Below are 13,711 nucleotides of genomic sequence, written 5' to 3'. Positions count from 1 at the left end.
GGCTGCGAGCTTCTAGCCTCTAGCTGCTAGCTATTGCTGTAAGGAATATTGGCATTAAATTTCATGAAAATCTGCGTTTCATACTACGCTAGACTTGCAGCTTGCGACTTGTTGCTCGCAGCCAAATTTTCAAATTCCCAAATTTTCAAATTTCCCAAACTTAACATTGCCCTCACTTCAGCTTTTTTATATTTGAAGCACTGAAGTATTTACGTATCAACGCTGTCATTTGTGAAAAAAAACCTGATTCAACGCGATATAAGCTGGTTAAGTTTTAATGGAAGGGTATTACAGGAAGCTAATGATCCCTCTGTGCCACTGAAAGAAAGGATTCGATTTCTGGGTATTTTTTCGAATAATACCGATGAGTTTTTCCGTGTTCGGGTGGCTACCCTAAAGCGCATGGTTGAGTATGCGGATAAAAGGCGTAAGCTCAACATGCATATGGAAGAAGATCCTCAATCGATCATCGACCAGATACAAACCATTGTATTGAATCAGCAAAATGAATTCAACCGAATTTGGGATGGCATATTAAAAGAACTGAAGAAAGAAAAAATCTTCCTGGTTACAGAGAAACAACTTTCAAAAGAACAGAAGCATTATATCAGACATTTCTTTGATGAAAAAGTGCGATCGAATATCATTCCACTGATGATCGAAAGCCTGCCGCAACTCCCCTATCTGCGCGACAAAAGCATTTACCTCGGTGTAGTGATGCGAAAAAAAGATTCCGCGTACGACCAGAAATATGCTTTGATAGAAATTCCGTCTAAAGACCTTGGCCGTTTCGTTTTGTTACCTTCAAAGGCTGGCGAAAAAAGGATTATTTTACTGGAAGATGTTATCCGACATAACCTGCCAGATATTTTCACCTACTTCGATTACGACTATTTTGATGCCCATGTTTTCAAAGTAACGAAGGATGCGGAAATTGATATAGACAACGACGTTAGTACCACTTTTGTGGAGAAAATTGAAAAGGGGTTAAAGAACAGGAGAAAAGGCAAACCCGTTCGTTTTGTATACGACAAAGAAATGGATGCAGGCCTGCTTGAATACCTGATCAGAAGACTAAACCTTAACAGAAAAAGCAATATTATTCCTGGTGGGCGTATCCATAATTTCAGGCACTTCATGGACTTCCCAGATGTGTTTGATGGAAAAAACACCAGACGTGAACCTTTCCCCCACCCTGCATTTCATGGTCGGTATCGGGTAACAGATGTGGTACTTAAAAAGGATGTGATGTTACATTTCCCCTATCATTCTTTTCATGCCCTGATCGACCTCCTGCGCGAAGCAGCGATGGATCCGGAAGTGCAATCCATTAAAATAACCGCCTACCGACTCGCTTCAAATTCGAAAGTGATTAATGCACTGATCAATGCAGCCAGAAATGGAAAGGAAGTTATTGTAATGCTCGAACTAAAAGCCCGCTTTGATGAGGAAGCTAACCTTGAATGGAAAAAAATACTCGAAGAAGATGGTGTAAAAGTATTACTGGGTGTTCCTAAAATGAAAATACATGCCAAGCTATGTATCATTAAAAAAAGGAAAGGCAATAAAACGGTTCAGTATGGTTTCGTAAGCACAGGTAACCTCAATGAAAAAACAGCTCATGTATATGGCGACCACTGTTTACTAACCGCCAACAGAATGGTAATGGCCGACATCAACCGTATTTTCCATTACCTAGAGAACTATAAATCTGGCACACTTCAACTGAACCAGTGTAAAACCCTGCTTGTTTGTCCTAATAATATGCGCCGCGAAATTGATTTATTAATCAATAAAGAAATAAAAGCTGCAAAAGCAGGCAAACCCGCTTCTATCATTATTAAAATCAACTCGTTGAGTGATGCAAGATTAATAGAGAAACTTTATGCAGCAGCAACTGCAGGCGTCGATATTAAAATGATTGTACGCGGTATATTCTGCGCAGTTATTGAACTTAAGAAATTCAAACACCCCATTAAAGCGATCAGTATTGTAGACGAATACCTTGAACATGCCCGTGTGTTAATATTCCACAATGGAGGAAATGAAAAGATTTACATATCCAGTGCCGACTGGATGGTCCGCAACCTTGATCACCGAATTGAAGCCGCCGTACCTGTAAATGACCCCGATATCAGAAATGAATTAAAAGAGATTATCCACATTCAATTAAGAGACAACGTAAAAGCAAGGATACTCGACAAAGAATTAAGCAACAACTATGTACCTTCCGCAGGTAAAAAGAAGATACGTTCTCAGATTGAGACTTATCATTACCTACATCGGAAAAACATAGTAAATATTGAGGCTCGCCGCAATTGATATTGGAAGTAATGCTGCTCGTTTATTGATTTCAGAAGTCAGTCATGATGCAGAAGGAAAACCCAGGTTTAATAAACTAAACCTGGTGCGTGTTCCTTTGCGCTTGGGTTTTGACGTGTTTGAAAAAGGAGAAATTTCCAAAGAAAAAAGAGGCATGGTTTTGCAAACCATGAAAGCCTATGGTCATTTGATTAATGCCTATGGCGTGGAACATACCATTGCATGCGCCACCAGCGCAATGCGTGATGCCCGTAACAGCAATGACCTTATACGAAAAATAAAACTGGAGACTGGCCTGGATATTGAAATCATCAGTGGAGATTTAGAAGCTTCCATTATATATGAGAATCATGTTGCCGAGAATATGGATACAGACCATAGCTACCTATATATTGATGTTGGTGGCGGTAGTACTGAACTCACTTTTTTTGCGGAAGACAAACTCGTTTTCAAACAATCGTTCAATATTGGTACCATCAGGCTTTTAAAAGAAATGGTGGAAGAAAGCTATTGGACCGAAATGAAAGAGATCATTAAAACCCGTACAAAAGGGTATAAAAAGATCGTTGCGATTGGTACCGGTGGTAATATCAATAAAGTATTCTCCTTAAGCAAGAAAAAAGATGGCAAGCCTCTGTCAATAGAGCTTTTGAAAGATTATTACAAAGAGATCGCCAGCTTTTCACTGGAAGATCGTATCAATATCTATAAATTAAGGGGAGACCGCGCAGATGTTATTGTACCTGCATTGCAAATTTATATCAATGTGATGCGCTGGGCAGATGCAGAAGAAATATTTGTTCCCAAAATAGGGCTGGCAGATGGACTTATCCAACACCTCTACGATGATTTACAAAGAACGGGTAAGGTTGTATAACAGCTTTAGGATGAATTTATCTCCATTCTGACACTTATCCCTGAAAATCTGCCTACTTTGCAAATGCTTATTTAAAAACAAGCTTATGTCTGTTCATAAAGAAATAAAAAAAATCACTACACATACATTGCTGAAAATGAAAGCAACCGGTGAGAAAATATCGATGATCACCGCATACGACTATTCATTTGCACGTTTGTTTGATGAAGCAGGTATAGATGTTGTTTTAGTAGGTGATAGTGCCAGCAATGTGATGGCGGGACATGAAACTACCGTTCCTATTACACTCGATCAAATGATTTATCATGCCCAATGCGTAGTAAGGGGAATTAATCGTTCACTGGTCGTTGTTGATTTGCCATTTGGCTCTTATCAATCAAATTCCGATATCGCCCTGGCATCCGCAATAAGAATCATGAAAGAAAGTGGCGCACACTCAATAAAGTTAGAAGGCGGGGAGGAAGTATTAGACAGTATTCAGCGCATTGTATCTGCAGGAATACCAGTGATGGGGCACCTCGGACTTACTCCTCAATCAATCTATAAATTCGGTACGTATAATGTCAGGGCCAAAGAAGAAGCCGAAGCTGCCAAACTGAAAAAAGATGCTTTGCTTTTACAGGACGCTGGCTGCTATGCTATTGTACTTGAAAAAATACCTGCAAGCCTGGCTACAGAAGTGAGCAACTCATTAAATATCCCCACAATCGGCATCGGAGCAGGTGGGGGCTGTAATGGTCAGGTATTGGTAATGCATGACATGTTGGGCATTAATAATATGTTTAAGCCACGCTTTTTACGTCAATATCTCAATCTTCAGGAACAGATTCACTCCGCGGTAACACAGTACATCGGAGATGTGAAATCTGGCGATTTTCCCAATGAAAAAGAGTCTTATTAGCATTTTACCGATACTCAAACCATCTTCACCCAAAATCATTTTCAAAATCGAAAATGCATGAATAGATTTGATTAAAACCGGTTACAGGGTTGCAGATTGGCAGAACAAGGGTTTCATTATTGCGCTTGTGTAGCACACAACTTCCCAACCTGGTTATTTTCGACTAAACCCTATTTTGCAAAATGTCTTTTTTATAAAAAAGACTATATTTATTCAATTCATCACTTCAACCGAATTCGTGCGAAACGACAAGAAAATCATCACAATATTTACCCATATAGTTGCCTGGGCATGCTTTTTCTTTGTGCCCTATCTGGTATTCTTTCCAAGGCTAAGGGAGTTCAGCATGAGCGATAACATGCTGACAACGATCATCTGCAATAACATTTTTATTGTACTGTTCTATTATTTCAACACACATGTGTTGGTACCAAAATTGCTGATTAATAAAAAGTGGGGTTGGTATATTCTTTCCATCGCAGCATGTTTGGGGGCATTCTTGTTCTTACCTAAAGAAATTGCAAATATTTTAGTAGAACCCGAATATATAAGACAGAATAATGAATTTATCAGAAACCCCGCATTTAAAGGAATTCCGAAACTTACCCGTGCGCCAAGAAGAGCCAGACCAATTGCGGACCCCTATAATACTGTACTCTTTTTATTAGTATTTGCCTTTGGAACCTGTATTTCTGTAACACAGAGATGGCTTAAAACAGAACAAACAAGGAAAGAGACAGAAAACGAAAAATTGAATACGGAACTTTCCTTCCTTAAGTCGCAGGTTAACCCCCATTTCTTTTTTAATACTTTGAATAATATTTATTCGCTTGCGGTAGTAAGAAGTGAAAAAACAGCTCCGGCAGTTATGAAGCTGTCATCGATTATGCGTTATATTCTTACTGAAACACAGCATGACCTTGTACCATTGAGAAATGAGGTTGATTTCATCCACAACTTTATTGAATTACAGCAGGTTCGCCTAACGGATAAAGTAACGCTCAACTTTTCAACCAGTGGCGATATCGAAACATTATTGATTGCACCGCTTATATTTATACCATTCGTAGAGAATGCATTCAAATATGGGGTAAGCACAAAAGAAACTTCAACCATCGATATTACCATCAATACGACCGGAAATAAAATCTTGTTCTATGCCAGCAATAATATTGTTGCATCAGAAAGTCATTTAATGGAAAACACGGGCATAGGCATTAATAATGTTAAACGCCGATTGGAACTTATGTATCCAGACAGACATACATTAACCACTATTGCGGAAAACAAAACCTATACCGTTAAACTCGAGATCACAACATGATACATTGTATAGCTATAGATGATGAACCATTAGCGTTACAGCTAATACAGGAATATTGTGCAAAGATTTCTTTCCTGAAACTGGAGAAAACTTTCACTAATACCGATGAAGCTATTAGTTACATGCAGAGCAATAAAATTGATCTTTTATTCCTCGATATTCAAATGCCCGATATCACCGGCATACAGTTTTATAAAAACCTGACAGATAAACCTCCGGTTATTTTTACCACTGCCTATAAAGATTTTGCGGTTGAAGGCTTTAATGTTGACGCGGTTGATTACCTGCTAAAACCATTTGAATACGATCGGTTCCTGAAGGCTTGTTACAAAGCCAAAGAATACATCGAATTCCTTAGTTCTCAAGAGGTTCAGTTAAATTCATTATTCATAAAAGTGAATTATGAAATTATGAAAGTGAACCTCAAAGACATCGATCTGATTGAGGCCTTGGATGATTATATCAAAATTTACATTAAACCTAATCCGGTACTCACCCTCATGACTTTAAAAAGCATTCAGGAGAAGTTACCGGCACGTGATTTTGTCAGGGTGCATCGCTCCTTTATTGTGCCATTGGCTAAAATCGAAAAATTCAGCAAATCTAAAGTTTGGATCACTGGAAAAGAAATACCGATTGGTAGCAGTTATAGTGCTGTTTATGACCAGTTAATTGAAATATCGAAGACCAAGTAATTATTCCCCGATTCAAACCCATTACTCACCTATATGGTGCATTAGCAAAAGCTCATCAAAGTAAATTTACCTTGTAAATGCTGAAAGGCGTTTCATGCAGGGTTTTAGATAAAAAAGTATCACAACGTTGTTCTCAACAAGGTGATACTTTTTTGTTTCCAACAATCCCCATCTCATCCACTGGTACTTATTTCTTTACCTTTATGCAAAATAACCAGCATGGATTTCTTACAAATACTCGGCATCGAATCACAGAACCCTTCTGCTTCAACAGGAACAAACTGGATCAGTGGTACAGGCATCAACATAGATTCCTTTTCTCCTGTTGATGGAAAAAAAACTGCAAGCGTACAAATAGCAGATAACGATACATACGAAAAAGTACTTCAGTCTGCCACTTCCGCCTTTCAAAGCTGGAGAATGTGGCCCGCTCCAAAAAGAGGAGAAATCGTAAGACAGGTTGGCGAGGCATTACGTAATTATAAAGAACCCCTTGGCAAACTGGTAAGCTATGAAATGGGCAAAAGCCTGCAGGAAGGTTTTGGTGAAGTGCAGGAAATGATTGATATCTGTGATTTTGCCGTGGGCCTCTCCCGTCAACTTCATGGAAACACCATGCATAGCGAAAGACCCATGCATCGCATGTATGAACAATGGCATCCGCTGGGTGTGGTTGGTATTATCTCCGCTTTTAATTTTCCTGTAGCAGTATGGAGCTGGAATGCAGCACTTGCATGGGTTTGCGGGAACACCACAGTCTGGAAGCCAAGTGAAAAAACACCCTTATGCGGTATCGCAGTGCAAAATATAGTTGCCGAGGTATTCAGGAAAAATAATGTACCCGAAGGCGTTAACTGTTTGGTACAAGGTGGTAGAGAAGTAGGCGAATGGATGAGTAAAGACAACAGAATTCCATTGATCTCAGCCACTGGATCTACCAGGATGGGAAAGATTGTGTCTGCTACAGTAGGCGCCAGGTTAGGTAAAACCATCTTAGAACTAGGTGGTAATAATGCCATCATTATTTCTAAAGAAGCCGACCTCGATATGGCATTAATCGGATGCGTATTTGGTGCTGTTGGCACTGCCGGACAAAGATGCACTACTACCAGAAGACTCATCATTCATGAATCTGTTTATGAACAGTTTAAAGAAAAGCTCATAAAAGCCTATGGCCAACTTCGTATCGGCAACCCGTTGGATACCAATAACCATGTGGGTCCGTTGATTGATAAAGATGCAGTTGAACTATACAAAAAGTCGATTGAAGATTGTAAACAACAAGGTGGTCATTTTATTGTAGAAGGCGGTGTACTCGAGGGCAGCAATTATGAAAGCGGATGTTATGTAAAACCATGTATTGCAGAAGCGGGCAATAACCTACCAGTAGTACAACATGAAACCTTCGCACCTATCTTATACATTATGAAGTATTCCAGCATTGAGGAAGCTATTGCCTTGCAAAATGGTGTGCCACAAGGACTTTCATCTGCTATCATGACGCTCAATATGCGCGAGGCAGAACAATTTCTGTCGCATGCAGGAAGTGATTGTGGCATAGCAAACGTAAATATTGGTACCAGTGGCGCAGAAATCGGAGGTGCTTTTGGCGGGGAAAAAGAAACAGGAGGAGGAAGAGAAAGTGGAAGCGATGCATGGAAAGCATATATGCGCAGGCAAACCAATACCATTAACTGGAGCACGCAATTGCCACTCGCACAGGGCATACAATTTGATTTAAAATAACCGTTATGGCTATTTCAGTTTCGGAAGCAATAAACTTATTGGAACGCACACCAAAGCTTTTGAATACCCTGCTCAAAGGTTTACCCAATCACCTGATTTTTGGAAATGAAGGTCCGGACACATGGTCGCCTTATGATATTGTTGGGCATTTGATTCATGGTGAGCATACAGACTGGATACCACGCCTGAAAATTTGTTTATCAGACCAGGAAGAAAAAACATTTCAGCCCTTCGATCGCTTTGCACAGTTTGAAATCAGCAAGGGCAAAACACTTATCGACCTATTAACTGAATTTGAAAAAATAAGGTTAGCCAATATAGAAAGTCTATTAGCTTTCAATCTTACCGAAACAGATTATAACCGAACAGCTACACATCCTGCATTTGGAAAAGTATTGCTGGGGGAATTATTATCTACCTGGGTTGTGCACGACTTAAACCACCTGCATCAAGTAACAAGGGTTCTATCCTATCAATACAAAGATGAGGTTGGTCCTTGGAAAGCTTATCTGGGCGTTCTGCTCCGGGATTAATAAAACCCCGGCCATTTGTTAAGGAAAACTAAAAAATAAAATTACCGCCTTCAAAACCAGTCTATCCGACGCCAAGATTATCCTAAAAATATCCCCTGCAATTAAATTTTCATTATCATTACCGAAATTTGTAGGGATAGTAAAAATATACTTTTAATGTTTCGTGGGATATACAGAATAGTGGCATTGCCACTCGTGATTGCTTCAAGCTATGTGAATGCACAACAGGTTCCCAGAACCTGGTATCAGATGGATTTTGCAAAAGATTCATTCTATGGTATTAGTTTGAATAAAGCCTATGATTTTCTTCGCAATAGTCAGAAAAAACCACAACCAGTTATTGTAGCAGTACTTGATTCAGGTGTCGATACTACCCATGAAGACCTGAAATCTGTTTTATGGCGCAATCCAAAAGAAATACCGGGGAATGGAATAGATGATGATCATAACGGTTATATCGATGATGTATATGGATGGAATTTCTTAGGAAACAAAGATGGAAGAAATGTAAAGAAAGCGGCCGATGAACGCTCAAGGGTATTCCACAGATGGAAAAATCAGTTTGCTGATAAAGTGATCAACTTTGAACAACTCACGGAACAAGAGCGTGATCAATTTGCACTTTGGAAGAAAGCCTTGAACGAATTGAATTTCAGTGCAGAAGAACAGATGGAACTGATGTTTGTAGAAGTAACCACCAAGGCACTGAAAAAGCATGATAAAGTGCTTCGGCAGGAAATGGGTTGTGAAGAATACAATTTTGAAAAACTGGAAAAGTTTCAGCCAACCAGCAGAACAGGGAAAGAAGCCAAAATGGGTTTCCTCACCTGTATGAAAATGATTGGCCTTGATGCAGAAGAAAAAAACACAGTTTTACTATCACAACTGGAAGAATATATTGACGGAAAAAAATCGGCCTTCGAATCAAAAGAAAAAGCACCTAAAGATTATCGTGCTGAAGTAGTGGGCGACAATTACTTTAACCTCAATGATCGTTTTTATGGAAATGCCGATGTGATGGGCCCAAATCCGGATCATGGCACCCATGTAAGTGGATTAATTGCCGCACAACGTAACAATGGATTGGGTATTGATGGCGTTGCAGATAATGTAAAAATCATGATGTTGCGGGTAGTGCCTGATGGAGACGAATACGACAAAGATATTGCACTTGCCATTCGCTATGCGGTAGATAATGGTGCCAAAGTAATCAACATGAGTTTTGGCAAATCCTTCTCCCCTGAAAAAGTATGGGTAGACAGTGCAATTCGTTATGCCGAAACAAAAGATGTACTCGTATTGCACTCTTCAGGCAATGAAGGAATAAATATTGATGAAAAAGAAGTATTTCCTAATCCGCGTTTAAAGCAATGGAATACTATCGCCAGTAATTTTATTACCGTAGGTGCAAGTAGTGATCCGAAAATTACGGGTAACCTTACAGCTGAATTCAGCAATTATGGCAAAGAAATGGTGGATGTATTTGCACCAGGTGTAAAAATCTATTCTACCATGCCAGGAGGTAACCAATACGGCAACCAACAGGGCACGAGCATGTCTACCCCAATTGTAACGGGTATTGCTGCTTTAATCAGATCCTATTATCCAAACCTGTCTGCTATTCAGGTAAAAAAGATCATCGAGAAATCTGTATTGATACCTGATACTAATAATCTTTGTTTCCGACCAGGGCCAAAAGCGGATATTGTTCCATTTGCAACTTTATCAAAATCAGGAGGTATCGTAAATGCATTTAATGCCATAGTAACTGCAGACCAGTTTAATACGGCAAGTACCACCACTAATAATACAGAAGTAACACCTTCTGCCATTAAAAAAAATAAAGCACATTAATCGATGAGCAAACCAGTAGCAGGCGATTACCCACCTTATTTTGAAGGTTATATCAGTAAAATTGATGCTGAAAGTATTTCGGAGATAAAAAATAAATATGCCACAGCACTGGAAAATTTTTATACCAGTTTGCCCGAAGCCAAAGCAGATTTCGCATACGCTCCCGGAAAATGGACTTTAAAAGATTTACTGCAGCATGTGGTAGATACAGAAAGGATTATGTCTTATCGCCTGCTTAGAATAGCCAGAAACGATGCTACTCCCCTTGCTTCCTTTGATGAAAACAGTTATGCAGAACAGGCAGCCGCATCAAACAGATCATTTGATGATATTAAGGAAGAGTTTATGGCAGTAAGAAAATCAACCAACCTTTTACTTCAATCTATCCAACCCACCCAATTTGATAATGCAGGTGTTGCAAGTGGTATGAGAATAACTGCAAATGCCCTCGTGTATATTATTTATGGACACATGATGCACCACCGGAGCATTATTGAGGAACGTTGCTTGGGGTAGACCATAGACCATGGACTATGGACTTCCTCAGAAAACCTAACACCTAATACCTAGCACCTAATACCTACCCCCCTCATAATCACAATTATCCTCATCGCAAAGTAATTTTTGTAATAGCGGATTACTGAGTACGTCCTTATAATTCATTGCTTTACCATTTACCCAAATAGTTTGATAGACCAGCCTGATACCATGGCTATAATCAACATACCAGTTAACGTGTTTGGTATAAAGGGGTTGAATAGGCTTACCGTCTGGCTTATGCCACCCATATATGGCTACACGGTCATTTTTCTCATATACTTTTAGGGCCGTACTAATAACCACATCTTTTTTAATGCCAGCGATAAGTCCTGCCCTACCCTTGCGCTGTCCTTCAATCATGAGATGATGTTGCCACATCGTAACGGTACTATCCCTGAACGCAAACATGGGTATGGGGTCCAGTTTTATTTTAGCTTGCTGGTAAATATCATTGACCATTTTTCTGGTAGGTAAAAAGCAATGGTACTGATCTGCTACTTTTTGTGCTGTCTGTGGCGTTAATGGTATCCTGGCCCAATCGGCATTGGTTCCGATTGATAGATAGTCGGGCATTACATAGTAAACCGCTTTGATTTTTTTACCCTTTACATCTTTTATTTCCGCACGAATAGGAACAAAATGGTTTAAAAAAGCGGGCATATTACCGGCAGACAATAATTCTAAGGCGATTGTTTCTCTCTGCTTCCATTGCTGGGCGGCAGTTTTCTGATAAAAAGAAGATCCAGTGGTGCCCTGGCTAATCTGCAAAGGGGTAATTGATCTACAGGATGCTAATAAAATAATGAGCAGCAAAAAACGGTACATGGGTTAAAAATAAGTCTCTTAAGGCAGTAGGCATAAAAAAAGAGACCCATAGGTCTCTTTCTATAAAGATACAAAATAGTTGCTTATTTAGCAAAAAGGTGAATTGCCAGTTGCACATCATTAGAAGGACCTTTGTACAAAATACCAAAGGTAGTTCTGTCTACGCTGAAGTAAGCTTGTCCGAAAAATCCTTTCTCGCTTGCACTACGGATATTAGCATTGAATTTTACTGGTATGCTTGCTCCTTTCAGTGATAAATTACCATTGATTTCGCAATTGGTATCGCTGGTATAATTTACAGAGCTGATGGTGTAGGTAGCCTCACCAAATTTTGCAACATCAAAAAAATCAGCGCTTTTCAAGTGACCAGCCAAACGATCGCCTGCGCCATCGGTTACTTTAAGATTAGCAAGATCAATTACAAAAGATCCACCGGTAAGTTTACCGTTGTCTATTTGTACCGAACCACTTTTAAGTGCAAATGTTCCGGTATGAAAATCACCTGCTTTGGATCCGATCCAGTCAATGCGGCTTTTTTCAGTCACAGCTAATGTAATAGGAGCTTTTTTCTTTAATACAGTAAAAGAAGAAATGCCAATGATCATGGCGGCACTTACCAGACTAAGAACTAGTTTTTTCATGGTTTTTTGTTTTTACAGTTATAGGGCATCGTAAAAATAGGGAAATTAATGTTTCAACAATAAAATTTCTAGGTAAATCTGAATGGCTGATTCTCTTATCTTCGCAAAAATTTTTCCGCGTATGAATCTCCATGAATATCAAGCTAAGGAACTCCTTAAGAAATACCATGTACCCGTACAGGAAGGTATTGCGGTGGATACAGTAATGGCTGCTGAGGAAGCTTATCGTCAGATTAAGACCCAAACCGGCAATAATTTTGCCGTAATCAAGGCCCAAATACATGCCGGAGGCCGTGGAAAGGGTAAAATTGAGGGTACAGAACAAAGAGGTGTTGCCGTAGCAAAAAGTGTGGAAGATGTGGCAACTATTGCCAAAAATATACTTGGAGGTACCCTGGTAACCATTCAAACTGGTGCCGCAGGTAAAAAAGTAAATAAAATACTGGTTGCCCAGGATGTTTACTACCCTGGTCCAAATTCGGTAAAAGAGTTTTACCTCTCCATCCTGCTTGATCGTGCAAAAGGCATGAATGTAATCATGTACAGTACGGAAGGTGGAATGGATATTGAAGAAGTAGCCCATAATACCCCAGAAAAAATATTTAAAGAGTGGGTACACCCGGGTGGTGGCTTACAGGGATTTCAGGCAAGAAAAATTGCCTTTAACCTTGGCTTAAGTGGAGAGGCCCTTAAAAACTGTGTAAAATTTGTAACCAATCTTTATAATGCCTATGTCGGATTAGATTGCGGCATGCTGGAAATCAACCCGCTGTTTAAAACAAGTGATGAAAAAATCATCGCGGTTGACTGTAAGATGAATATCGACGATAATGCACTGATGCGTCATGCAGATACAGCCGCTTTAAGGGATGTATCTGAAGAAGATCCTACAGAAGTAGAAGCCGGTCAGTACAACCTGAACTTCGTTAAACTCGATGGTAATGTAGGTTGTATGGTAAACGGTGCTGGATTGGCCATGGCTACCATGGACATGATTAAATTAAGTGGTGGAGAACCCGCTAACTTCCTGGATGTGGGTGGTACAGCAAATGCACAAACTGTTGAAGCTGGTTTCCGCATCATCATGAAAGATCCAAACGTAAAAGCTATCCTGATTAATATCTTTGGCGGAATTGTACGTTGCGACCGTGTAGCTGCAGGTGTAATTGAAGCTTACAACAAACTGGGAAATATCAATATCCCGATCATTGTACGTTTACAAGGAACCAATGCAGTTGAAGCGAAAAAACTGATCGATGAAAGTGGATTGAAAGTTCAATCTGCCATTGAATTAAGTGAAGCAGCAGCTCTGGTGAAAAAAGCAGTAGCTTAAGTATAAATTATTATCTGATAAAAAGCCTTTTATAATCTTTTATAAAAGGCTTTTTCTTTTTATTCCACCTCTGCGAAAACCTCATTATCTCTGTATCTCTGCGGTGAACACTCTCCCCAT

At 39.6% G+C, this 13,711-nt stretch carries 12 protein-coding genes; 10 read left to right on the top strand and 2 right to left on the bottom strand.

All coding sequences use genetic code 11. From position 1 onward, the window contains the following. Positions 1–231 precede the first annotated feature (231 nt). The 9 genes from ppk1 to ACH30E_RS05470 all read left to right on the top strand — a co-directional run bounded on the left by ppk1 (position 232) and on the right by ACH30E_RS05470 (position 10,768). Positions 232–2,322 carry a polyphosphate kinase 1 gene (ppk1, locus tag ACH30E_RS05510; RefSeq protein ID WP_490823976.1) on the top strand — a complete coding sequence of 697 codons (2,091 nt, stop codon included), beginning with the start codon at positions 232–234 and terminating at the stop codon, positions 2,320–2,322. After that, entirely contained in the window at positions 2,303–3,199 is an 897-nt protein-coding gene (locus ACH30E_RS05505) for a Ppx/GppA phosphatase family protein (RefSeq protein WP_294992506.1), read from the top strand. Before ppk1 ends, ACH30E_RS05505 begins: the two co-directional genes overlap by 20 nt. Before the next feature lie 85 nt (positions 3,200–3,284). Then, a complete protein-coding gene (gene panB, locus ACH30E_RS05500) occupies positions 3,285–4,100 on the top strand; it encodes a 3-methyl-2-oxobutanoate hydroxymethyltransferase (RefSeq protein WP_490823975.1) in 816 nt (271 codons plus the stop codon). A 238-nt stretch (positions 4,101–4,338) separates the two neighbouring features. Next, the gene (locus ACH30E_RS05495; RefSeq protein ID WP_294992512.1) at positions 4,339–5,424 is read left to right on the top strand and encodes a sensor histidine kinase; all 1,086 of its coding nucleotides are present in this window, start codon (positions 4,339–4,341) and stop codon (positions 5,422–5,424) included. Continuing rightward, positions 5,421–6,119, top strand: a complete 699-nt coding sequence (locus ACH30E_RS05490) for a LytR/AlgR family response regulator transcription factor (RefSeq protein WP_294992515.1) — start codon at positions 5,421–5,423, stop codon at positions 6,117–6,119. The genes ACH30E_RS05495 and ACH30E_RS05490 overlap by 4 nt, the downstream gene beginning before the upstream one ends. 219 nt (positions 6,120–6,338) lie before the next feature. Then, positions 6,339–7,865 carry an L-piperidine-6-carboxylate dehydrogenase gene (gene amaB / locus ACH30E_RS05485; RefSeq protein WP_490823974.1) on the top strand — a complete coding sequence of 509 codons (1,527 nt, stop codon included), beginning with the start codon at positions 6,339–6,341 and terminating at the stop codon, positions 7,863–7,865. Between the two features lie 5 nt (positions 7,866–7,870). Then, positions 7,871–8,398: a DinB family protein gene (locus tag ACH30E_RS05480; RefSeq protein ID WP_490823973.1), complete on the top strand. Its 528-nt coding sequence runs from the start codon at positions 7,871–7,873 to the stop codon at positions 8,396–8,398. A gap of 156 nt (positions 8,399–8,554) precedes the next feature. Then, positions 8,555–10,252, top strand: a complete 1,698-nt coding sequence (locus tag ACH30E_RS05475) for a S8 family peptidase (RefSeq protein ID WP_490823972.1) — start codon at positions 8,555–8,557, stop codon at positions 10,250–10,252. Positions 10,253–10,255: 3 nt separating this feature from the next. Further along, the gene (locus ACH30E_RS05470; RefSeq protein ID WP_490823971.1) at positions 10,256–10,768 is read left to right on the top strand and encodes a DinB family protein; all 513 of its coding nucleotides are present in this window, start codon (positions 10,256–10,258) and stop codon (positions 10,766–10,768) included. Positions 10,769–10,825: 57 nt separating this feature from the next. Here ACH30E_RS05470 and ACH30E_RS05465 read toward each other — a convergent pair whose 3' ends face one another. Together ACH30E_RS05465 and ACH30E_RS05460 are read right to left on the bottom strand one after the other, a co-directional pair. After that, entirely contained in the window at positions 10,826–11,617 is a 792-nt protein-coding gene (locus ACH30E_RS05465; RefSeq protein ID WP_490823970.1) for a hypothetical protein, read from the bottom strand. 83 nt (positions 11,618–11,700) lie between these two features. After that, on the bottom strand, positions 11,701–12,258 hold the full coding sequence (locus ACH30E_RS05460; protein WP_294992531.1) for a YceI family protein: 558 nt from the start codon (positions 12,256–12,258) through the stop codon (positions 11,701–11,703). A gap of 121 nt (positions 12,259–12,379) precedes the next feature. Between ACH30E_RS05460 and sucC the strand changes: the two genes are divergently transcribed. Next, positions 12,380–13,591 carry an ADP-forming succinate--CoA ligase subunit beta gene (gene sucC, locus ACH30E_RS05455; RefSeq protein ID WP_294992533.1) on the top strand — a complete coding sequence of 404 codons (1,212 nt, stop codon included), beginning with the start codon at positions 12,380–12,382 and terminating at the stop codon, positions 13,589–13,591. The last annotated feature ends 120 nt before the right edge of the window (positions 13,592–13,711 follow it).

The organism is Sediminibacterium sp. FW305-C-61, assembly GCF_058231065.1.
Note: the sequence above shows the minus strand (reverse complement) of the source record. Positions and strands in the feature narration are given on the sequence as shown.